The 21,442-nt window shown below is 62.7% G+C and carries 19 protein-coding genes and 2 pseudogenes; 13 read left to right on the top strand and 8 right to left on the bottom strand.

Translation table 11 applies throughout. The features are described from left to right. The first annotated feature begins 30 nt into the window (after positions 1-30). The 10 genes and pseudogenes from nusA (at position 31) to LB519_RS02555 (ending at position 11,584) form a co-directional block, all read left to right on the top strand. Positions 31-1,626, top strand: a complete 1,596-nt coding sequence (gene nusA / locus LB519_RS02515) for a transcription termination factor NusA (protein ID WP_013527896.1) — start codon at positions 31-33, stop codon at positions 1,624-1,626. A 38-nt stretch (positions 1,627-1,664) separates the two neighbouring features. Continuing rightward, the gene (locus LB519_RS02520; protein WP_024503463.1) at positions 1,665-2,315 is read left to right on the top strand and encodes an RNA-binding protein; all 651 of its coding nucleotides are present in this window, start codon (positions 1,665-1,667) and stop codon (positions 2,313-2,315) included. Continuing rightward, entirely contained in the window at positions 2,312-4,888 is a 2,577-nt protein-coding gene (infB, locus tag LB519_RS02525; RefSeq protein WP_013527894.1) for a translation initiation factor IF-2, read from the top strand. The genes LB519_RS02520 and infB overlap by 4 nt, the downstream gene beginning before the upstream one ends. Positions 4,889-5,013: 125 nt before the next feature. Further along, positions 5,014-5,454 (top strand): 30S ribosome-binding factor RbfA, encoded by a 441-nt coding sequence (gene rbfA, locus LB519_RS02530; protein WP_024503464.1) that lies wholly within the window; start codon positions 5,014-5,016, stop codon positions 5,452-5,454. Next, positions 5,454-6,123: pseudogene (gene truB / locus LB519_RS02535) on the top strand (tRNA pseudouridine(55) synthase TruB); the annotation flags it as partial. The gene rbfA and the pseudogene truB (LB519_RS02535), both read left to right, overlap by 1 nt. Positions 6,124-6,209: 86 nt before the next feature. Further along, a pseudogene (truB, locus tag LB519_RS31385) lies at positions 6,210-6,449 on the top strand (tRNA pseudouridine(55) synthase TruB); the annotation flags it as partial. A gap of 44 nt (positions 6,450-6,493) precedes the next feature. Further along, on the top strand, positions 6,494-7,588 hold the full coding sequence (corA, locus tag LB519_RS02540) for a magnesium/cobalt transporter CorA (RefSeq protein ID WP_013527891.1): 1,095 nt from the start codon (positions 6,494-6,496) through the stop codon (positions 7,586-7,588). A gap of 139 nt (positions 7,589-7,727) precedes the next feature. Next, positions 7,728-8,039, top strand: a complete 312-nt coding sequence (rpsO, locus tag LB519_RS02545; protein WP_269470859.1) for a 30S ribosomal protein S15 — start codon at positions 7,728-7,730, stop codon at positions 8,037-8,039. Between the two features lie 277 nt (positions 8,040-8,316). Next, the gene (gene pnp / locus LB519_RS02550) at positions 8,317-10,464 is read left to right on the top strand and encodes a polyribonucleotide nucleotidyltransferase (RefSeq protein ID WP_013527890.1); all 2,148 of its coding nucleotides are present in this window, start codon (positions 8,317-8,319) and stop codon (positions 10,462-10,464) included. A 100-nt stretch (positions 10,465-10,564) separates the two neighbouring features. Continuing rightward, positions 10,565-11,584 (top strand): class I SAM-dependent methyltransferase, encoded by a 1,020-nt coding sequence (locus LB519_RS02555; RefSeq protein ID WP_224618568.1) that lies wholly within the window; start codon positions 10,565-10,567, stop codon positions 11,582-11,584. Positions 11,585-11,652: 68 nt separating this feature from the next. Here the strand turns inward: LB519_RS02555 and LB519_RS02560 are convergent, their stop codons facing one another. The 4 genes from LB519_RS02560 to fabA all read right to left on the bottom strand — a co-directional run bounded on the left by LB519_RS02560 (position 11,653) and on the right by fabA (position 16,018). Further along, positions 11,653-13,197: a putative bifunctional diguanylate cyclase/phosphodiesterase gene (locus LB519_RS02560; protein WP_024503468.1), complete on the bottom strand. Its 1,545-nt coding sequence runs from the start codon at positions 13,195-13,197 to the stop codon at positions 11,653-11,655. Between the two features lie 207 nt (positions 13,198-13,404). Next, the gene (gene fabI / locus LB519_RS02565; protein ID WP_013527887.1) at positions 13,405-14,217 is read right to left on the bottom strand and encodes an enoyl-ACP reductase FabI; all 813 of its coding nucleotides are present in this window, start codon (positions 14,215-14,217) and stop codon (positions 13,405-13,407) included. 13 nt (positions 14,218-14,230) lie between these two features. Continuing rightward, positions 14,231-15,451, bottom strand: a complete 1,221-nt coding sequence (fabB, locus tag LB519_RS02570) for a beta-ketoacyl-ACP synthase I (RefSeq protein ID WP_013527886.1) — start codon at positions 15,449-15,451, stop codon at positions 14,231-14,233. A 51-nt stretch (positions 15,452-15,502) separates the two neighbouring features. Further along, positions 15,503-16,018 carry a 3-hydroxyacyl-[acyl-carrier-protein] dehydratase FabA gene (gene fabA / locus LB519_RS02575; RefSeq protein ID WP_013527885.1) on the bottom strand — a complete coding sequence of 172 codons (516 nt, stop codon included), beginning with the start codon at positions 16,016-16,018 and terminating at the stop codon, positions 15,503-15,505. Between the two features lie 242 nt (positions 16,019-16,260). On the opposite strand from fabA, the gene irrA reads away from it, so the two are divergent. Together irrA and LB519_RS02585 are read left to right on the top strand one after the other, a co-directional pair. After that, a complete protein-coding gene (irrA, locus tag LB519_RS02580; protein ID WP_024503471.1) occupies positions 16,261-16,692 on the top strand; it encodes an iron response transcriptional regulator IrrA in 432 nt (143 codons plus the stop codon). Positions 16,693-16,738: 46 nt separating this feature from the next. Then, positions 16,739-17,146, top strand: a complete 408-nt coding sequence (locus LB519_RS02585) for a DUF4260 domain-containing protein (RefSeq protein WP_224618570.1) — start codon at positions 16,739-16,741, stop codon at positions 17,144-17,146. On the opposite strand, the gene LB519_RS02590 is transcribed toward LB519_RS02585, so the two are convergent. Further along, positions 17,119-17,679 carry an SH3 domain-containing protein gene (locus tag LB519_RS02590; protein WP_224618571.1) on the bottom strand — a complete coding sequence of 187 codons (561 nt, stop codon included), beginning with the start codon at positions 17,677-17,679 and terminating at the stop codon, positions 17,119-17,121. The genes LB519_RS02585 and LB519_RS02590 overlap by 28 nt on opposite strands. Before the next feature lie 209 nt (positions 17,680-17,888). On the opposite strand from LB519_RS02590, the gene LB519_RS02595 reads away from it, so the two are divergent. After that, the gene (locus LB519_RS02595) at positions 17,889-18,890 is read left to right on the top strand and encodes a 2-hydroxyacid dehydrogenase (protein WP_013527881.1); all 1,002 of its coding nucleotides are present in this window, start codon (positions 17,889-17,891) and stop codon (positions 18,888-18,890) included. A 47-nt stretch (positions 18,891-18,937) separates the two neighbouring features. Here LB519_RS02595 and LB519_RS02600 read toward each other — a convergent pair whose 3' ends face one another. The 3 genes from LB519_RS02600 to recF are packed head-to-tail and all read right to left on the bottom strand — an operon-like array spanning position 18,938 to position 21,363. Next, the gene (locus LB519_RS02600) at positions 18,938-19,426 is read right to left on the bottom strand and encodes a GNAT family N-acetyltransferase (protein WP_224618573.1); all 489 of its coding nucleotides are present in this window, start codon (positions 19,424-19,426) and stop codon (positions 18,938-18,940) included. A 4-nt stretch (positions 19,427-19,430) separates the two neighbouring features. Beyond that, positions 19,431-20,186, bottom strand: a complete 756-nt coding sequence (locus LB519_RS02605; protein WP_013527879.1) for a molybdopterin-synthase adenylyltransferase MoeB — start codon at positions 20,184-20,186, stop codon at positions 19,431-19,433. Positions 20,187-20,217: 31 nt separating this feature from the next. Beyond that, positions 20,218-21,363, bottom strand: coding sequence for a DNA replication/repair protein RecF (gene recF, locus LB519_RS02610; protein WP_013527878.1), 1,146 nt, complete (start codon positions 21,361-21,363; stop codon positions 20,218-20,220). Between the last annotated feature and the right edge of the window lie 79 nt (positions 21,364-21,442).

Below are 21,442 nucleotides of genomic sequence, written 5' to 3' on the forward strand. Positions count from 1 at the left end.
GGTCCGGCAAACAAGCTCGGGAGAAAAACGATGGTTGTAAGCGCCAACAGACTTGAATTGCTGCAGATCGCCGACGCGGTCGCGCGTGAAAAGTCGATCGACAAGTCGATCGTCATCGCCGCCATGGCCGATGCGATCCAGAAGGCGGCGCGCTCGCGTTACGGTCAGGAGACCAACATCCGCGCCGACATCAACCCGAACACCGGTGAGATGAAACTGCAGCGGCTGATGGAAGTGGTCGAGAAGGTCGATGACTACGCCACGCAGATCGCCATTTCCTCGGCTCGCGAGCGCAATCCCGACGCCCAGCTCGGCGACTTCATCGCCGAACAGCTGCCGCCCATGGATTTCGGCCGCATCGCCGCCCAGTCGGCCAAGCAGGTCATCGTCCAGAAGGTCCGCGAGGCCGAACGCGACCGCCAGTATGACGAGTACAAGGACCGCATCGGCGAGATCGTCAACGGTACCGTCAAGCGCGTCGAATACGGCAATGTCATCGTCGATCTCGGCCGCGGCGAAGCGATCATCCGTCGCGATGAGCTGATCCCGCGCGAGAACTACAAATATGGCGACCGCGTCCGCGCCTATGTCTACGATGTGCGCCGCGAGCAGCGCGGCCCGCAGATTTTCCTGTCGCGCACCCATCCGCAGTTCATGGCCAAGCTGTTCACCATGGAAGTGCCGGAAATCTATGACGGCATCATCGAGATCAAGTCGGTCGCCCGCGACCCAGGTTCGCGCGCCAAGATCGCCGTCATCTCGCGGGACTCTTCGATCGATCCGGTCGGCGCCTGCGTCGGCATGCGCGGCAGCCGCGTCCAGGCGGTCGTCGGCGAATTGCAGGGTGAGAAGATCGACATCATTCCGTGGTCGCCTTCTGCGGCGTCCTTCATCGTCAATGCGCTGCAGCCGGCGGAAGTCGCCAAGGTCGTGCTCGACGAGGATGCCGAACGCATCGAAGTCGTGGTTCCCGACGACCAGCTGTCGCTGGCCATCGGTCGCCGCGGCCAGAATGTGCGTCTGGCTTCGCAGCTGACCGGCTGGGATATCGACATCCTGACCGAAGCCGAAGAATCCGAGCGCCGCCAGAAGGAATTCGTCGAGCGTTCGTCGCTGTTCATGGAAGCCCTCGACGTCGACGAGATGGTCGGCCAGGTGCTGGCCTCCGAAGGCTTCACCAGCGTTGAGGAAGTCGCTTATGTCGATTCCGGCGAGATCGCTTCTATCGACGGTTTCGACGAGGACACCGCTTCGGAAATCCAGACCCGCGCCCGCGAATATCTGGAGAAGATCGAGGCCGAGCACGACGACAAGCGCAAGGCGCTCGGCGTTTCGGACGAATTGCGCGAAATCCCCGGCGTCACCACCGCCATGATGGTGACGCTTGGCGAGGACGGCGTGAAGACGATCGAGGATTTCGCCGGCTATGCCGCCGACGACCTGACCGGCTGGAAGGAACGCAAGGACGGCGAGACAAAAGTCTATCCGGGCGTGCTGGCCAATCATGGCGTGACCCGCGCAGACGCCGAACAGATGGTTCTGGCCGCCCGCCTCAAGGCCGGCTGGATCACCGAAGACGAGCTTGCAGCCGAAGAAGTCTCGGCTGACGAAGCCGTTGGTGCGTGAGGTGAAACCGCATCGCACCGAACCCGCCCTTGGACGAGATGAACGATCGCACCTGCATCGTTACGCGCAAACAAGCCGAACCGGATGATCTGATCCGGTTCGTCGTCGGCCCGGATTCGGCCGTCGTTCCCGACATCAAGAGAAATCTGCCCGGCCGCGGTTGCTGGGTGAGCGCCGACCGCCTACATATCGACAAGGCTGCGGCGAAGAACCTCTTTGCCCGCGCCTTCAAGGCACAGGTGGTCGTGCCGCCCGATCTTGGCGGCATGGTCGACGGGCTGCTTTCCAGGCACGCTCTGGGCATGCTTGGTCTTGCCCGCAAGGCAGGCGCAATTTCGCTTGGTGCTACCAAGGTCGAGAGCGCGGTGCGCGGCGGATTGGCGCTTTTCGTGCTGCATGCTTCCGAGGCGTCCGATGACGGCGTGCGCAAGATCAGCCAGGCGCGACGGGCGACGGTCCATCTCGGTGGGCCCGCTATCCTTGCCTACAAACTTTTCTCCGAGGCCGAGTTGAGCTTGGCATTGGGGGGTACAAATGTGATACATGCTGCCGTTCTCGCGGGAGACGCGGGCAGGGCGGTCCAGAAGCGCATGGTTGCGCTCGACCGGTATCGGGGCGGTTCCCCGGACGATCTGGCAATGCTTGCGGCTGTTGCTGACGAAGATGATGCCGCAGAGGATATGGAATGAGCGATACGAAATCGGGTGACGACAATACGCTGAGTGTGACGCCGAAGAAGACCTTGACGCTGAAGCGCCCCGGTATGGAACAGGGCACTGTGCGCCAGAACTTCTCGCACGGCCGCACCAAGCAGGTCGTCGTCGAAACCAAGAAGCGCAAGTTCTCGATGCCCGGCGACAAGCCGGAGCCTGTTGCCGCCCCCGTCTTCACACCGAAGCCGGCGGTCGTGGCCGCACCCGTCGTCGTGCCGGAAGCACCGAAGGCGCCGCCACCCCCGCCGCCCCCGGCCCCGGTCGAGCGCAGCGGCATGGTGCTGAACGAACTGTCGCGCAGTGAAATGGAAGCACGCCGCAGGGCGCTCGAGGGCTCGAAGGTTCGCGAGGTCGAGGACCGCCAGCGCGCCGCCGAGGATGCCAAGCGTCGCGCCGAGGACGAAGAGCGCCGCAAGCGCGAACGCGATGAATCCGCGCGCCGCCAGGCCGAGGAAGAAGCACGGTTGCAGACCGAGGCCGAATCCCGCCGTCGGGCCGAGGAAGAGGCGCGTCGCCGCGCGCCATTGGCTGCCGAACTGGCAACAGTCGATGACGAGGAAGTGGCCAAGCCGAAGCGGGTTGGTGCCGGCGCCCCGGTGCGCCGTCCGGTCACGCCTGAAGTGGCGCGTCCGGCCAAGCCGACCAAGAGCGAGGAAGATCGCCGCCGTGGCAAGCTGACGCTGAATTCGGCATTGTCCGACGAAGATGCGCGAGCCCGTTCGCTGTCGTCGATGCGTCGCCGCCAGGAAAAATTCAAGCGCGCGATGCACAATGAGCCGCGCGAGAAAGTCATGCGCGAAGTGATCCTGCCAGAGACCATCACCATCCAGGAACTGGCGCAACGCATGTCCGAGCGCGCGGTCGACCTGGTCAAGTTCTTCATGAAGCAGGGCCAGATCCTGAAGCCGGGCGACGTCATCGACGCCGACACGGCCGAGCTGGTCGCCACCGAATTCGGCCACACGGTCCGCCGCGTCGCCGAATCCGACATCGAGGAAGGCCTGTTCAACATCGCCGACAATGCCGAGGACCTGGTTTCGCGTCCGCCGGTCGTGACGATCATGGGTCACGTCGATCATGGCAAGACCTCGCTGCTCGACGCGATCCGCAACGCCAATGTCGTCTCCGGCGAAGCCGGCGGCATCACCCAGCATATCGGCGCCTACCAGGTCGAGAAGAATGGTCACAAGATCACCTTCATCGACACGCCCGGCCACGCCGCCTTCACGGCGATGCGTGCTCGTGGCGCCCAGGCGACCGACATCGCCATCCTGGTGGTTGCGGCCGATGACAGCGTCATGCCGCAGACGATCGAATCGATCAGCCATGCCAAGGCGGCCGGCGTTCCGATCATCGTGGCGATCAACAAGATCGACAAGCATGATGCCGATCCGCAGAAGGTGCGCTCCGAACTGCTGCGCCACGAGGTTTTCGTCGAATCCATGGGCGGTGAAGTTCTGGACGTCGAAGTGTCGGCGACCAAGGGCACCAATCTCGACAAACTGCTCGAGGCGATCCTGCTGCAGGCCGAAATTCTCGACCTGAAGGCCAATCCGGACCGTACCGCCGAAGGCGTCGTCATCGAGGCCCAGCTCGACAAGGGCCGTGGTCCCGTTGCCACCGTGCTGGTGCAGACCGGCACGCTGATGCCGGGCGACATCCTCGTTGCCGGCAATGAATGGGGCCGGGTGCGTGCGCTGGTCAACGATCGTGGCGTGCAGATCAAGGAAGCGCCGCCGGCGATGCCGGTGGAAGTGCTTGGCTTGCAGGGCACCCCGCAGGCCGGCGATCGCTTCGCCGTGGTCAACAACGAGGCCCGTGCCCGCGAGATCACCGAATACCGCCAGCGTCTGGCGCGCGAGAAGGCGGTTGCCAAGCATGCCGGCCAGCGCGGTTCGCTCGAGCAGATGATGTCGCAGTTGCAGACAAGCGGGCTGAAGGAATTCCCGCTGGTCATCAAGGGCGACGTGCAGGGCTCGATCGAGGCGATCAACGCCGCACTCGACAAGCTCGGTACCGACGAGGTTCGTGCACGCATCGTCCATGCCGGTGCCGGCGCCATCACCGAAAGCGACGTGTCGCTGGCCGAGACTTCGGGTGCCGCGATCATCGGCTTCAACGTCCGCGCCAACGTCCAGGCACGTGCCGCTGCTGCGGCGGCTGGCATCGAGATCCGCTACTACTCGATCATCTACAACCTTGTGGATGACGTGAAGGCGGCTCTGTCGGGCCTGTTGTCGCCGGAGCGTCGCGAGACTTTCATCGGCAATGCGCAGATCCTCGAAATCTTCGACATCACCAAGGTCGGCAAGATCGCCGGCTGCCGTGTCACCGAAGGCAAGGTCGAGCGTGGTGCGGGCGTGCGCCTGATCCGCGACAACGTCGTCATCCACGAAGGCACGCTGAAGACGCTGAAGCGCTTCAAGGACGAAGTTTCGGAAGTCCCCGGCGGCCAGGAGTGCGGCATGGCCTTCCAGAACTACGAGGACATGCGCGTCGGCGACGTCATCGAGTGCTTCCGCGTCGAGATGGTGACCCGGACACTCTGAGTTCGAGTGACTTGTCCATACCGGGCGGTGGTCGAAAGGCCGCCGCCCCAAGTCTATTGAGAATGCCCATATGAGACATGCGGCACGGTTCCATCCCGCGCCTCACGCTTTCAGGATTGAGAAAAATGCCCCGTCCAACCGCATCCAGCCCATCCCAGCGCATGCTGCGCGTCGCCGAACAGGTGCGCCATGCGCTATCCGAAACCCTGCAGCGCGGCGAGATCATCGATCCGCTGATCGAGAACACCGTGGTGTCGGTCTCGGAAGTGCGCATGTCGCCCGATTTGAAGGTCGCTACCGCTTTCGTCTCGCCGCTCGGCGCCAAGGATGCCGATGCGGTGGTCGAGGCGCTGAACAAGCATGCGAAATTCGTCCGTGGCCGTGTCTCCGGCGCGCTGCGGCAGATGAAGTTCATGCCGGAGTTCCGCTTCAAGCTCGACACCTCCTTCGACAATTTTGCCAGGATCAACGACCTCTTGAAATCGCCGGAAGTGGCGCGCGATCTGGGTCCTGAGGACCAGGAAAACGCAGACCAGGACAAAGACGACAACAAGGACACCGAATAGTGGCGCGTCGCGGCAAGAAGAAGGGCCGGCCGATCTCGGGCTGGCTGATCCTGGACAAGCCGGTCGGCATGGGCTCGACTGAAGCGGTCTCCAAGATCAAATGGCTGTTCCAGGCGGAAAAGGCCGGCCATGCAGGCACGCTCGACCCGCTGGCATCCGGCATGCTGCCGATCGCGCTTGGCGAGGCTACCAAGACCGTGCCTTACGTGCAGGACGGCGCCAAAATCTATCGCTTCACCGTTGCCTGGGGACAGGAGCGTTCGACCGATGATCTCGAAGGTCCGGTGACGAAAGAATCCGACCTGCGTCCGTCGGAAGCCCAAGTGCTCGCCCTGCTGCCGAAATACACTGGCGTCATCATGCAGACGCCGCCGCAATTCTCGGCCATCAAGATCGCAGGCGAGCGCGCCTATGATCTGGCCCGCGACGGCGCGACGGTCGACATACCCGCGCGAGAGATCGAGATCGGCCGTCTGGACGTTGTCGAGCATGGCGCCGACCATACTGTTTTCGAGGTCGAGTGCGGCAAGGGCACCTATGTGCGCTCGCTGGCCCGCGACATGGGCCGCGACATCGGCTGCTTCGGTCACATCTCCGAATTGCGCCGGGTCGAGGTCGAGCCGTTCACCTCGGAAGACTTCGTCACCATCGCCGAACTGGAAGCCGCCCGTTTCGGTGTGGAGGAGGTCGACAGCTCGGACACGACAGAAGCCGCTGACAAGGCAGAGGCTGCCGACAAGGTGGAAGCGCCAATCGACTTCGACGCCATCGATGCGCTTCTGGTCGACACATCGGCTGCCCTCGATTGCCTGCCGCAGATCGCCATCAGCGATGACGCGGCAACCAAGATCCGCCTCGGCAACCCGGTCATCATCCGCGGCCGCGACGCACCGGTGGAAGCCGAAGAAGCCTGCGCCACGGCGCGCGGCAAGCTGGTCGCCATCGGTGCCATTGAGCAAGGCATGTTCAAGCCCAAGCGGGTCTTTGCCGGTTGATTCCTGTCGTCTAATGTCGAGGCGAGGACTCGCACGAGGGAAATATGGCAAAGGCTGAGACCGTGAAGACGCGGGCACCGGCGAAAACGCGGCGGCCGCCGGTCGGTGCGTCGCCCGGCACGCTGATCGCCGACCCGTCGGCGCGTCGCTCGGAACTGCGTCTGACGCTGATCTCGCCCGAAAAATTCAAGACTATCGAAAATGCCAGCATCGACGACCTCAATACCCATTGCGACAAATGGCCGGTCCTCTGGCTCGACTGCACCGGCCTCGCCAACATCCCGCTGATCGAGGAGATCGGCCGCATTTTCAGCCTGCATCCGCTGGCGCTGGAGGACGTCGTCAACACCGGCCAGCGGCCCAAGGTCGACTTCTTCGAGGACCATGCCTTCGTCGTCGTCAGGATGATCGACGATGTCACCTCGCACCGCTATGAGCAGATCGCCGTCTTCTTCGGCAGCAACTTCGTCGTTACCTTCCAGGAGCGGGAAGGCGATCCATTCGATCCGGTGCGCAAGCGCATCGAAAGTTCGGCGCCCAACCGGCTGCGCGCCCGCGGCGCCGACTACCTTGCCTATGCGCTGATCGATGCCATCGTCGACAGCTATTTTCCGCCGATCGAGGCCGCCGGTGACATGGTCGACAGCATCGAGGACCAGATGCTGCATTCGCCGCACAAACACCAGATGCGGCAGCTGCATGAATTGCGGCGTGACGCCAACGTGCTGAAAGGCGTGCTGTGGCCGATGCGCGATGCGCTGGCGACGCTGATCCGCAACGATGTGCCCTATGTGAAGGCCGAGACCAAGATCTTCCTCAACGACACGCTCGACCATGCGCTCAGGCTGATCGAGCTGGTCGAGACCCAGCGCGATATGCTGACCGGCCTGATCGAGATGCACCTGTCGCTGAGCCAGGCGCGCACCAACGACGTTATCAGCTATCTCACCATCGTCTCGGTCATCTTCATGCCGCTCACCTTCCTGGTCGGCATCTGGGGCATGAATTTCGATCCGGAGTCTTCGCCCTGGAACATGCCGGAACTGAAGGCCTACTACGGCTATCCCTTGTCGCTGCTGTTCATGGCGCTTGTCGCGTTCGGGCTGATCGCCTTCTTCAAATGGAAGAAATGGCTTTGACAGGGATAAACCTGCCATTTTGGCCTGAAAAGCCGGCTTGTGAATTGGGCTGGTGTTTTCCGGGGAATTGCACTATATGCGCCGCAGCTTAGCGCTATGACGCTTTGCTTGCACCGGCCCCTGCTGGACGACATCCCGGCTGAGGGCGACCCGTTTCCTCAAACAGATAAGGAAAAACACGATGTCGATTACTGCCGAGCGCAAACAGGAATTGATGGGTGAATTCGCAACCGCCAAGGGCGATACCGGGTCTCCGGAAGTTCAGGTGGCCATCCTTTCCGAGCGCATCAAGAACCTGACCGACCATTTCAAGGACCACAAGAAGGATAACCATTCCCGCCGTGGTCTGCTTGCTCTCGTCTCCCAGCGCCGCAGCCTGCTTGATTATCTCAAGCGCAAGGACGACGCGCGCTACCAGACGCTGATCGAGAAGCTCGGTCTGCGTCGTTGACGAATTGACCGGCGGGCTTTCGAAGGAGAGCCCGCCGGTCGCGCATTCTGCCAGTCGTATCGACTGGCCAGACCCGGTTTCGATCGTGCAGAGGGCACTCGAAACCGCCCATGGACGGTCATGGGGCAGGATTGCAGGACGCTCGCGCGCGCACCGCGCCGAAACACCCGAGCCTCCCGTTGTCTTGCCCGTGGCTGCCCGAGAAAGGAAGCCAGGGAAAGGGCATCTCCGCGCACCGTGAAACGGCGCGGCCCTTTCCTCATATTAAGGACAAGAGATGTTCAATCACCACAAAGTGGAAATCGAATGGGGCGGTCGTCCGCTCATCCTCGAAACCGGCAAGATCGCGCGCCAGGCTGATGGCGCGGTGCTCGCCACCTACGGCGAGACCAAGGTCCTCGCCACCGTCGTTTCGATGAAGGAGCCGAAGCCCGGCCTCGATTTCTTCCCGCTGACCGTCAACTACCAGGAAAAGACCTACGCCGCCGGCAAGATCCCGGGTGGCTATTTCAAGCGTGAAGGCCGTCCGAGCGAGAAGGAAACGCTGGTTTCCCGCCTCATCGACCGCCCGATCCGCCCGCTCTTCGCCTCCGGCTACAAGAACGACACCCAGATCGTCGTCACCGTCGTCCAGCATGATCTCGAGAACGATCCCGACATCTTGTCGATCGTTGCCACTTCGGCCGCCCTGACGCTCTCCGGCGTTCCCTTCATGGGCCCAGTCGGCGGCGCCCGCGTCGGCTACATCAACGGCGAATACGTTCTGAACCCGCATGTCGACGAGATGCAGGAATCCAAGCTCGACCTCGTTGTCGCCGGCACCGCCGACGCTGTGCTGATGGTTGAGTCCGAAGCCAAGGAATTGGGCGAAGAGCTGATGCTCGGCGCCGTCATGTTCGGCCACAAGGGCTTCCAGCCGGTCATCGACGCCATCATAAAGCTGGCCGAAGTCGCCGCCAAGGAGCCGCGCGACTTCACCGCGCCGGACTATTCCGCGCTTGAAGCCGAGATGCTGAAGATCGTCGGCGACGAACTCAGCAATGCCTACAAGAACGTCGACAAGCAGAAGCGTTACGCCGCCGTCGACGCCGTCAAGGCGAAGGTCAAGGCAGCGTTTGCCCCGGCCGAAGGCGAAGATGCCAAGTACACTTCCGAGCAGATCGGTTCGGTATTCAAGGAACTCCAGGCCAAGGTCGTGCGCTGGAACATCCTCGACACCGGTTCGCGCATCGATGGCCGTGACCTCAAGACGGTCCGCAAGATCGTCTCCGAAGTCGGCGTCCTGCCGCGCACCCACGGTTCGGCGCTGTTCACCCGCGGCGAGACCCAGGCGCTGGTCGTTGCCACGCTCGGCACCGGCGAGGATGAGCAGTATGTCGATTCGCTGACCGGCATGTATAAGGAGAAGTTCCTCCTTCACTACAACTTCCCTCCCTATTCCGTCGGCGAGACCGGCCGCATGGGTTCGCCGGGTCGCCGCGAAATCGGCCATGGCAAGCTCGCCTGGCGCGCCATTCGCCCGATGCTGCCGAGCGCCGACCAGTTCCCCTACACGCTGCGTGTCGTCTCGGAGATCACCGAGTCCAACGGTTCGTCGTCGATGGCCACCGTCTGCGGCACCTCGCTGGCGCTTATGGATGCCGGCGTGCCGCTGGCCAAGCCCGTCGCCGGTATCGCCATGGGCCTGATCAAGGAAGGCGAGCGTTTCGCCGTTCTATCCGACATCCTCGGCGACGAGGATCACCTCGGCGACATGGACTTCAAGGTCGCCGGCACCGCCAACGGCATCACCTCGCTGCAGATGGATATCAAGATCGAAGGCATCACCGAGGAGATCATGAAGATCGCGCTGGACCAGGCCAAGGATGGCCGCCAGCACATCCTCGGCGAGATGGCGCATGCTCTGACCGGCGCGCGTTCGGAACTGGGTGAGTTCGCACCGCGCATCGAAGTGATGCACATCCCGACCGACAAGATCCGTGACGTGATCGGCTCGGGCGGCAAGGTGATCCGCGAGATCGTCGAAAAGACCGGCGCCAAGATCAACATCGAGGACGACGGCACGGTCAAGATCGCTTCGTCCAATGCCAAGGAGATCGAGGCGGCGAAGAAGTGGATCCACACCATCGTCGCCGAGCCGGAAGTCGGCGAGATCTACGAAGGTACAGTCGTCAAGACCGCGGACTTCGGCGCTTTCGTCAATTTCTTCGGTCCGCGTGACGGCCTCGTCCATATCTCGCAGCTTGCCAACGACCGGGTCGCCAAGACCTCGGACGTGGTCAAGGAAGGCGACAAGGTCTGGGTCAAGCTGATGGGCTTCGACGAGCGCGGCAAGGTCCGCCTGTCGATGAAGGTCGTCGACCAGGCCACCGGCAAGGAACTCGCCCGCGACAAGAAGACCGAAGGCGAAGAAAACGCCGCCTGATTGGTCTGAGATCATGAATCGAAACGGGCGCGACTTATGTCGCGCCCGTTTTCATTTTCAGCCTGGATTTCAAAGCGCTTAGACAAGTCGAGATCGAACAATGTCCGCCGAGCCGTTGAAGACGCTTTTCCATCCCTTCGAGGCGGAGGCTGTTGCTTTGCCGGGAAAGGGCACGCGCGCCCTGTCTCTCGGCGCTGAGCCGGGTTTTCGCCTGCCTGAAGGCTTTGAGGCGACGCTTCACCTCGTGCAGGGCTTCCGGCCGCATTTTAGCGCGCTGCAGGCGTCTGGCTTCGTCGTCACCGCGCAAGTGGAAGGCGATGGCTTCGATATGGCACTTGTGCTTGCCGGCCGGCATCGCGGCCTGAACGAAGTGCGCATCGCGCAGGCGCTTGAGCGCGTGGCGCCGGGCGGCCTGGTCGTCATTGCCGGCGGCAAGGACGATGGCATTGCCAGCCTGCGCAAGCGCGTTGACGAGCTTGTGCCGCTTGAAGGCCATTTGCCCAAATATCACGGCATTGCCTTCTGGCTGCGACGTCCCGCCGATCTGGCCGCCGCGGAAGAATTGCGCGCTGCCAACCCCGCTCTGCAGGTTGAAGGCCGGTTTCACACCGCGCCCGGCATGTTCTCGTTCGACCGGATCGATACCGGATCGAAATTGCTGGTCGAGAACCTGCCCAATGACCTGCGTGGCAGCATTGCCGATCTCTGCGCCGGCTGGGGCTATGTGGCGGCCGAGATCGCCGCCCGCTCCCCCGGCGTTCAGGCGCTCGACCTCTATGAGGCCGATTTCGCCGCGCTTGAAGCCGCGAAGCTCAATCTGGCAGCGGTCAGCCAGTCGATCGCCAGGAATTTCTTCTGGATCGATCTGCTGAAGGAACCAGTCGAGAAGCGCTACGACGCGATTGCCATGAACCCGCCCTTTCACCGCAGCCGGGCGGCCGAGCCGGAGATCGGCGCCGGCATGATCCGAGCGGCGGCCAAGGCCTTGAAGCCGGGTGGGCGCCTGTTCATGGTCGCCAACCGTCAGCTTCCCTACGAGCCGATCTTGGCGGCTGTCTTTTCGAGCCATGCCGAACTCGCTCGTGACGGCATGTTCAAGGTGCTTTCCGCTCGTCGTTGAAGCATGATCCCGAAAGTGGATACCGGTTTCGGAAAAGATCATGCTCAAAAACAGATATCGCGTCGCACTCAATGCAGATTGGCAACGCGCCGGACCTCATCGGTGATATGCACGTCGCCGACCCTGATCTTGAGGGGGGCGGGCCTGCCATACAGGTAGCCTTGCACCACCTCGCAGCCGGCTGCCCTGAGCAGTGTCGCCTGGCTTTCGGTCTCGACGCCTTCGGCAATGATGCTGACGCCGAGCGCGCGCGAAAGCCCGACGATGGTCGAGACGACCGCACCGGAGCTGGAATCCGTGTCGAGGCGGCTGACGAAGGACCGGTCGATCTTCAGCTTGCCGAATGAGAAATCGATCAGGTAGCTCAAATTGGAATAGCCGGTGCCGAAATCATCGACGGCGACCGAAATGCCGATATCCGCAAGCTCCTTCAGGATGGCGGCGGCGCGGTCGCGATCCTGCATCATCGCCGTCTCGGTCACTTCCAATTCCAGCCGTGACGGCTTGATGCCGGTGCTCGTCATGGTGTCGCGCACGATGCCGACGAAGTCCTTGGTCATGAACTGGACGGGCGAGATGTTGACGGCGACGAAGCAGTCGTCGGGCAGATGCCGGGCGTCGCTGCAGGCTTTGCGCAGCACCCATTCGCCGATCGGGCCGATCATGCCGGTTTCCTCGGCGATCGGAATGAACTCCATCGGCGGGATCATGCCGCGTTCCGGATGCCGCCAGCGGATCAGCGCTTCGTAGCCGACGATGCGGCCGGTCGGGAGATCGAGCTGCGGCTGGTAATGAAGGTCGAAGTCACCGCGCTCGAAGGCTGTATGCAGCTCGGATTCGATCCACTGGCGATGGTCGGCGACCCTGCCCATTTCGGCATGGAAGACCGACCAGTTGCCGACGCCGCTGGCGCGCGCGTTCTGCAGCGCCAGATTGGAGCGGCGCAGGATGAGGACGGGATCGACACCGTCCTTTGGCATCGCCACGATGCCGACCGACAGGCTGACCGATTGCAGGTGCGTACCGAGATCATAGGGCTCCATCATCTCGTCGATGAGCCTCTCTATGGTGCTTTCCAAGGACCCTGCGACTTGGTTGTCGGGGAGCAGGATCGCGAATTCACCGGCGCCGATGCGTCCGATCAGCGCGCGCGGCGGCACGCACATCTTCAAGCGCTTGGTGAAGGCGCGGATCAGCTCGTCGCCCTGGCTGTAGCCGATGGCGTCATTGATCTGCTTGAACCGGTCGATGTCGATATCGATGAGGAACATCGGCTCGCCGGTCCGGCTGGTCGCGCATGCCGCCTCGGCAATCTTGCCGACCATCGCCGGACGTGCCACCAGGCCGGTCAGCTTGTCGAAATGGGTTTCCGTGAAGACGAAATCCGCCGATTCATCGACGCCGGCGAAGAAGGACATCGCGGCGACCGACGCCGCCAGTGCGCAAAGAGCGGCCATCACCGAGACCATCATGTCGGCGGAGATGCCGGCAAAGCCATCGCCGAGACCGAGCTTCAGGCCCCAGAGCCCGAGGACGAAACTGCCGAGACCCGAACTCGCTATGGTGAGCAGTCGGAACACCGGTGTTCGTTTCGGGTTACTGACGGCGAGCATTGAAAGTTCCCCTGAGTACGGGGCTTTCTAGCGGATATCTCCTTAAAATGAGTTTCCGCGAATGAATCCAATTTTATTGGACCGAAAGTATTTCTTGAGCGGATCAATGCGACTGGCGCTGAAACGGGGTTTAGCCGCGCGCTTTAAGCTTCGTGTTTTCAGATGTCCGCCATTTCAAAACCGTCGCGCACCTTTGGCCGACAGGCGTTAGTCTCGCCCGCCGTCGGTCTGCTTCAATTCGTCGAGCGTCGGCATGGAAACGATGTGATAGCCGGAATCGACATAGTGGATTTCGCCGGTAACCCCGGAAGACAGATCCGACAACAGATAAAGCGCCGAACCACCGACCTCGTCGATGGTCACCGTGCGGCGCAGTGGCGAGTTTCGCTGCTGGTAGGAGAACATGTGGCGGGCGTCCGAAATGCCGGCGCCGGCGAGCGTGCGCACGGGCCCAGCCGATATGCCGTTTACCCTGATGCCGCGCGGACCGTAATCGTTGGCGAGGTAGCGCACGCTGGCCTCCAGTCCGGCCTTGGCGACGCCCATGACATTGTAGTTCGGCATGACGCGGACGGAGCCCGCATAGGTCAGCGTGATCATCGATCCGCCGTCCTTCATCAAGGTGGCCGCATGGCGGGCGACCTCGGTGAAGGAGTAGCAGGAGATCACCATGGTGCGGACGAAATTATCCCGGCTGGTGTCGGCGTAGAGGCCTTTCAACTCGTTCTTGTCGGAAAAGCCGATGGCGTGGACGATGAAATCCAGCCCGCCCCATTCGTTGCCCAGGGTCTCGAACGTGGCGGCGACCGAAGCGCTGTCCTCGACGTCGCACGGCACGACCAGCGAGGCGCCGAGCTTGTCGGCCAGCGGCTTGACCCGGCGTCCGAAGGCATCGCCCTGATAGGTGAAGGCGAGTTCCGCCCCGTGTTCGGACAATTTCCGGGCGATGCCCCAGGCGATCGAATGATCGTTGGCGACACCCATGACAAGCCCGCGCTTGCCCTTCATCAATCCGTCCATGGCCGGCAAATCCTTATGCGGAATAGCGCTGGAAAACGAGCGTGGCGTTGGTGCCACCGAAGCCGAACGAATTGGACAAAACAGTGTCGATCCTGGCGTCGTCGATGCGCTTTCGCACGATCGGCATGCCCTCGAATTCGGGGTCGAGGGTCTCGATATGGGCGCTTTCGCCGATGAAACCGCCCTGCATCATCAGGATCGAGTAGATGGATTCCTGCACGCCGGCCGCGCCCAGCGAATGGCCGGTCAGCGACTTCGTCGAGGTGATGTACGGCATCTCTGGGCCGAACACCTCGCGGATGGCGCCCATTTCCTTGGAATCTCCCACCGGCGTCGAGGTGCCATGGGTGTTGATGTAGTCGACCGGCGTGGAAACCGTGGCCAGCGCCTGGCGCATGCAGCGGACCGCGCCTTCGCCTGAAGGAGCAACCATGTCGTAGCCATCCGACGTCGCGCCATAGCCGACGATCTCGGCATAGATCTTGGCGCCGCGCGCCTTGGCATGCTCAAGCTCTTCCAGCACCAGCACACCGGCGCCGCCGGCAATGACGAAGCCGTCGCGATTGGCGTCATAGGCACGAGAGGCGGTCGATGCCTTGTCGTTGAATTTCGACGACATGGCGCCCATGGCGTCGAACAGGTCCGACATCGTCCAGTCGAGATCCTCGTGGCCGCCAGCGAAGACGATGTCCTGCTTGCCCCATTGGATCAATTCATAGCCATTGCCGATGCAATGCGCCGAGGTCGAACAGGCCGACGAGATCGAGTAGTTGACGCCGTGGATCTTGAACCATGTGGCAAGCGTCGCCGATGCGGTCGACGACATTGCCTTCGGCACCGCGAACGGACCGATGCGCTTGGGACTACCGTTCTTCAGCGTCGTTTCGGCAGCTTCGACGATGGTGCGGGTGGATGGTCCGCCCGATCCCATGACGATGCCGGTGCGCTCATTGGTGATGTCGCTCTCGCCGAGGCCCGCATCCGCGATCGCCTGGTCCATGGCGACGTGGTTCCATGCAGCACCCTGGCTCAGGAAGCGCATCGCACGGCGATCGATCATCGCCGATGGATCGAGCGTCGGCGCTCCCCAGACCTGGCAGCGGAAGCCGTGTTCGGCGAAGGAATCCGAGAAGCTGATGCCTGATCTGGCGTCATGCAGCGAGGCTTGCACCTCGTTGGCATTGTTGCCGATCGACGACACGATGCCGAGGCCTGTGACTACGACACGTCTCATTCGCAACTCCTTCCAGGGATGCTGGCCAAGGGGGCTGGCCAGGGGTGCCGGTCAGCCGACCGCCGACTGCTTGGACAGACCGACTTTCAAATCCGTTGCCGCGTATATGGGTTCGCCATCCGCCTTCAGCCAGCCATCGGCGATGCCGAGCACCAGCCGGCCCCGCATCACGCGCTTGAAGTCGATGCCATATTCGACCTTCTTCACCGAAGGCGTGACCATGCCCTTGAATTTCACTTCGCCGGTCGACAGCGCCATTCCCTTCCCGGGTTCGCCAAGCCAGCCAAGATAGAAGCCCGTCAATTGCCACATGGCGTCGAGGCCGAGGCACCCCGGCATGATCGGATTGCCGATGAAATGGCAGGCAAAGAACCACAGGTCCGGCTTGATGTCGAACTCCGCGCGGATAAAACCCTTCTCGAAGGCACCGCCGGTCTCGCTGATCTCGGTGATGCGGTCGAACATCAGCATTGGCGGATAGGGAAGCTGGGCGTTGCCCGGTCCGAACAGTTCGCCGCGGGCGCAGGCCAGCAATTCGTCGTACTCGTAGCTGGATTTACCCGCCATCAATCTCATCCCATATCGTTCCGGGCCATCGGGTGCCCTTGTCGTTGGTTTCCTAACACAATCTGTTTCAGGCCGGAAACCGGCGTTTGCGCTTAGCCTGCTCGTCTGCCTGGGTCAATGCGCGCTATTGATCGCATTCGGACGACAGAATATATGTCCTGAGAGGTCCGGTTTCGGCAGACGTTCATTTTTTTGCCATTCTGGGCGTGTCTTGGGGCGGAACTGTGGGGTTCGACGAGAAGATGGACCTGGACGGCCGGAAGGAAAATGTCGCTGTGGACAAGCGGGTCCGTGAAGCCGGGCTGAGGCCGACGCGTCAGCGCATTGCGCTGGCCGATCTGCTTTTCGCCAAGGGCGACCGGCATCTGTCGGCCGAGGAACTGCACGAGGAGGCGGTTGCCGCCGGCGTGCCGGTGTCGCTGGCCACCGTCTACAATGCCCTTCACCAGTTTACCCAGGCGGGACTTTTGCGCATCCTCGCCGTCGAAGGCGCGAAAACCTATTTCGACACCAACACCTCCGACCACCACCATTTCTACATCGAAGGCGAAAACCGTATATTCGACATCGACAGCGGTCCGGTGACGGTTGCCAACCTGCCGGAGCCTCCGGAAGGGATGGAGATCGCCAACGTCGACATCGTCGTGAGGCTGCGCCCCAAACGCCGCGAATGACTGGCGAGGCCGGAATCATCTGCCAAGCCAGAATTATCGGCCAGGGATGAAACCCCTCGATCTCGTAATCCGGCTCGAATGGGCGATCGTGGCACTGGCTGCCGTACTTTTCTACGGTTCGACCGGCATCTCCTGGTGGCTCTTCGGCTTGCTTATCCTGGCGCCTGACCTATCGATGTCGGGCTATCTGGCCGGTCCGCGCGTCGGTGCCCTTGCCTACAACGCCTTGCACATCCTGATAGTGCCCGTGCTGCTGCTGCTCGGCGGGCACATGTGGGGCAATACGGCCGCGATGGCGGTTGCGCTGATATGGATCGCCCACATCGCCATCGACCGTGCGCTGGGCTACGGTCTGAAGCTGCCGACCGGCTTCCAGGACACCCATCTCGGCCGTATCGGGCATAAAGCCAGGACCGCGAAAGAGAATCAGTCCTTGACCCGTTCGCCGGGATAGGCGCCCCAGACGACCGACTGGGCAAGCCAGCCGGTGTGGCCGTCGAACGTCATTTCGCACCACTGGCCGTCGCAGGATTTGATCGAACCCATGACGCCAGGTTCGATCATCGCGACCACCCTTGCGTCCTTGTCGGGACTGTTGAGAAGGTTGATCCGGGTGCCCTTGCCACGCTGCCATGGTGCGACGATTGCCGTGCGTCGGCCGGAAAGCAGCGACTGATTGATCCAGCCTTCCGAACCATCGGCATCGCGCACGCGGCGCCATGTGTCGAATTCCTGGATGATCTCCATCGGCAGGCCGGCCTTCATGTACATCCAGTCGACCGAGTAGTTGGCGCCGGGGCCGACGCGCGAGTTGACGCGGCCGGATTTCAGGCTGACGAATCGCGGCAGCGGCAGGCCGCTCGGCCCGAGCGTGACGACGCTCTGGGCAGGTGCAGCCGCACTCTGTGCCGCCGTAAGCGGAGAATAAAGCAGAGCGCCGAAAAATGCTGCACTGAGGGCCAGGCGAAGCGACGCGAAACCAGACACTTTCATTCCTTTCGGCGCTTGCCTCGGCGCCCCTTTTTCTTTGTCTTCGGCGGCACCGCTTGTTACATGGGTAATCGGCACCGCGACCGGCTTTCAGTTTCGCCGGTCTTGGTTAAAGAGGTCTCAACGAGATCGGGTTAGAGCAATTCCAGCAAACCTGTGAAGCGGTTTTGCGTTCGGAATTGCGGCAAATACTCGAGAGGGAAACAATGGCAGGCAAAAAAAGGCCTCTCGTCGTCATCACGCGCAAGCTGCCCGACCCGGTCGAGACCCGCATGCGCGAACTGTTCGACGCAAGGCTGAATGTCGAGGACCGGCCGATGACGCAGCCGGAACTGGTCGCGGCGGTCAAGGAAGCCGACGTTCTGGTGCCGACCATTACCGACAATATCGACGCGGCGCTGATCGCTCAGGCAGGCGACAACCTCAAGCTGATCGCCAATTTTGGCAACGGCGTCGACAAGATCGATGTCGCGGCTGCGGCCAAGAGGGGCATCACCGTCACCAACACGCCGAATGTCCTGACCGAAGACACCGCCGACATGACGATGGCGCTGATGCTGGCGGTGCCGCGGCGGCTCGCGGAAGGCGCCAATGTGCTCACCGGCGACAAGAAATGGGCCGGCTGGTCGCCGACCTGGATGCTAGGCCGGCGCATCTGGGGCAAGCGGCTCGGCATTGTCGGCATGGGGCGGATCGGCACGGCCGTAGCCAGGCGGGCCAAGGCCTTCGGACTGTCGATCCACTATCACAACCGCCACCGCGTGCTGCCGGCCGTGGAAGACGGGCTGGAGGCGACCTATTGGGAAAGCCTCGACCAGATGCTGGCCCGCATGGATATCATCTCGGTCAACTGTCCCTCGACGCCGGCAACCTTCCATCTGCTTTCGGCGCGGCGGCTGGCGCTACTGCAGCCCACCGCCTATGTCGTCAACACCGCGCGCGGCGACATCATCGACGAGGAAGCACTGGTCAAGCTGATCCAGGACGGCAAGATCGCCGGCGCCGGCCTCGATGTCTACGAGCACGAGCCAGCCTTGAACGGCAAGCTGCTGAAGCTCGCGGCCAAGAACAAGGTCGTGCTTTTGCCGCATATGGGCTCGGCGACGCTCGAGGGCCGTATCGACATGGGTGAAAAGGTCATCATCAACATCCGCGCCTTCGTTGACGGCCACCGCCCACCAGACCGCGTGCTGCCGCTCAGGACCTGACACTGTCGCGGTGCAATATCCGTGGCCCACAAACCGTAAGATAAGACTTACGGGAGAGCTTTGCGCATGGTGATCGAGGTCGGCCTGGCATAGCCGTCATGCGCCGTCCGTCCAGTTTCGCGAAAGCCGAGGCGAGCAAAGGCCGCATGGTTTGCGGTCAACTCGATCCGCGTCTGAAGCTCGATGGCGGCCTTGCCGCGGCCGCGGGCAAGGTCTTCGACCGCCTGCATCAGCCGCCGGCCGATGCCTTGTCCCTGGCAGTCCGGTGCCACGGCGAGCTTGCCGACATAGAACTCTGCCACCTTTTCAAGGGCAAAGACGCAGCCGACGATCCGATCGCCCCTGAGCGCCACGAAGCCGGTCTCCCGCCCTGCCTTGTCCCGCAGAGTGTCTGCGGTCAAAAGGTGGGCCGAGGAGGGCGGGTCGATGACGTCGTCCATCGAGGCGAAGGTACGCATGATCAATGCGAGCACATCGTCCCAACGGTCGAAATCGGTCGGGATCCGCCTGATGGAGACTGCTTCGATCCGGCCCAAGAATTCAGCTTCTCTTGTAACGGATGGTGTCGAAGCGCGCCGCCAGCCCATCATAAAGCAGCAGCCGGCCGACCAGCGGTTCGCCCACGCCGGTGATCAGCTTGACCGCCTCCATGGCCTGCAGCGTGCCGATGACGCCGGTCAGCGCGCCAAGCACGCCGACTTCGGCGCAGGACGGCACCAGGCCCGGCGGTGGCGCTTCGGGAAACAGGTCACGATAGCCTGGGTTGGGCTTGCCGTCCTTGCCGTCTTCGAAGGGCTTCAGCACCGTGACCGAGCCATCGAAGCGTCCGACTGCGGCATGCACCAGCGGTTTCCCAGCGCTCGCGCAGGCATCGGCCACGGCGTAGCGCGTTTCGAAATTATCGGAACCGTCGACGACGATGTCATAGCGGGCGACGAGGGCAGGCGCATTGTCCGTGGTCAGCCGGAACGTATGCGGTTCGACTGTGGTATTGGGATTGATGCGGGCGATTGCCGCCTTGGCGCTGTCGGTTTTCAGCAGGCCGACAGTGTCGGTGCCGTGAATGACCTGACGCTGCAGGTTGGAGAGCGAAACGGTGTCGTCATCGACCACGCCGAGTGTGCCGACGCCGGCGGCGGCAAGATATTCAAGCACCGGGGCGCCCAGCCCGCCGGCGCCGATGACCAGCACCCGGGCCTGCTTCAGCCTCTGCTGTCCGGCGCCGCCGATTTCCGGCAGCACGATGTGGCGGGCATAGCGTTCGATCTCGTCTGCGGTCAGGGCGGCAGTGGTCATTGCCTGATCATACAGGCACGGAAAAACCTTGTCAGGGGTCTTCGGTTGGCCCAACCGTCCCATGGTCGACGGTCAGGAATTGCGCGCGGCCCTGGAGACTGGAAAACAGCGCAGCATCGGTTCCTGTCATGAATGCCTGGCAGTTCAGTTCCTCCAGGATGGAAAACAGCGCCGCGCGCCGCCCGCTGTCGAGATGCGCAGCGATCTCGTCGAGCAGCAGGATCGGCGTCATGCCCGACATTTCGCCGGTCAGCCTCGCGTGCGACAGCACGATGCCGACCAGCAGCGCCTTCTGCTCGCCGGTCGAGCAGAGCTCGGCCGGCATCGCCTTGGGGCGGTGCCGAACCACCAGGTCCGAACGGTGCGGGCCGTCGAGCGTGCGCCCGGCGGCGCGATCGCGCTCGCGGCCCTCGGCAAGCGTCCGACGGAAGCGTTCCTCCACATCGACCGCCGGCGCCACGGCAATCTCGGCTTCCAGCTCGCCTGAAAGGCCGATATCGGCCTGCGGAAACGGTCCCGTGTCGGGCAGCCTGTCGATCATGGCGGCCAGCAGGCGCACCATCTCGGCGCGCGCCGCGGCAATCGCCACACCGGTTTCGGCCATCTGCGTCTCGATAGCGTCGAACCAGCGGTCGTCCCGAGAGCTTTCGGTAAGCAGTCGGTTACGACCGCGCATCGCCTTCTCGTAGTCGATCGCACGTTGCCCGTGGCCGGGATCGATCGCCAGCACCAGCCGGTCGAGGAAGCGCCGGCGATCCGCGGCCGGTCCGGTGAATAACGCGTCCATGGCTGGCGTCAGCCAAACCACGCGCAGCCATTCCAGCATGTCCTCGGCCGAACGCGCCGAAGCTCCGTTGATGCGTACCCGCCTGCCGCCTTCGCCGGCGGTGTCACCGCCGGAAATGCCTGTTCCGATCTCGACCTGGCCATCAGGTCCGTCGAGCCGGGCATGCAGCGCAAAGCCGCCGTCGCCGCCCTCGCGCGCGACATCGGCGTAGGGCGCGCGGCGCAAGCCGCGTCCCGGTGTCAAAAAGGAGATCGCTTCGAGGAGATTGGTCTTGCCGGCGCCGTTGTCGCCGGAAAAAACCACGGCACCTGGCGCCAGATCGATCGTCAGCGCCGCATAGTTGCGGAAATTAGTAAGTGTTAGCTTACTTATATGGTTCTGTGCCGGCAACCGCTATCCGCCTATAGAAGTCGCCGTAAATATCGCGCTTGCCGCCGGTCCACAACAGGACCGAAGTGCTGACACTGCG

This window comes from Mesorhizobium sp. AD1-1 (genome assembly GCF_020164655.1).
Classification (GTDB): domain Bacteria; phylum Pseudomonadota; class Alphaproteobacteria; order Rhizobiales; family Rhizobiaceae; genus Mesorhizobium; species Mesorhizobium ciceri.

Coding starts and splice junctions, on each gene's coding strand:
- nusA (WP_013527896.1), top strand. CDS start 31: ATGGTTGTAAGCGCCAACAGACTTGAATTGCTGCAGATCGCCGACGCG.
- LB519_RS02520 (WP_024503463.1), top strand. CDS start 1,665: ATGAACGATCGCACCTGCATCGTTACGCGCAAACAAGCCGAACCGGAT.
- infB (WP_013527894.1), top strand. CDS start 2,312: ATGAGCGATACGAAATCGGGTGACGACAATACGCTGAGTGTGACGCCG.
- rbfA (WP_024503464.1), top strand. CDS start 5,014: ATGCCCCGTCCAACCGCATCCAGCCCATCCCAGCGCATGCTGCGCGTC.
- corA (WP_013527891.1), top strand. CDS start 6,494: ATGGCAAAGGCTGAGACCGTGAAGACGCGGGCACCGGCGAAAACGCGG.
- pnp (WP_013527890.1), top strand. CDS start 8,317: ATGTTCAATCACCACAAAGTGGAAATCGAATGGGGCGGTCGTCCGCTC.
- LB519_RS02555 (WP_224618568.1), top strand. CDS start 10,565: ATGTCCGCCGAGCCGTTGAAGACGCTTTTCCATCCCTTCGAGGCGGAG.
- LB519_RS02560 (WP_024503468.1), bottom strand. CDS start 13,197: ATGCTCGCCGTCAGTAACCCGAAACGAACACCGGTGTTCCGACTGCTC.
- fabI (WP_013527887.1), bottom strand. CDS start 14,217: ATGGACGGATTGATGAAGGGCAAGCGCGGGCTTGTCATGGGTGTCGCC.
- fabB (WP_013527886.1), bottom strand. CDS start 15,451: ATGAGACGTGTCGTAGTCACAGGCCTCGGCATCGTGTCGTCGATCGGC.
- fabA (WP_013527885.1), bottom strand. CDS start 16,018: ATGGCGGGTAAATCCAGCTACGAGTACGACGAATTGCTGGCCTGCGCC.
- irrA (WP_024503471.1), top strand. CDS start 16,261: ATGGACCTGGACGGCCGGAAGGAAAATGTCGCTGTGGACAAGCGGGTC.
- LB519_RS02585 (WP_224618570.1), top strand. CDS start 16,739: ATGAAACCCCTCGATCTCGTAATCCGGCTCGAATGGGCGATCGTGGCA.
- LB519_RS02595 (WP_013527881.1), top strand. CDS start 17,889: ATGGCAGGCAAAAAAAGGCCTCTCGTCGTCATCACGCGCAAGCTGCCC.
- LB519_RS02605 (WP_013527879.1), bottom strand. CDS start 20,186: ATGACCACTGCCGCCCTGACCGCAGACGAGATCGAACGCTATGCCCGC.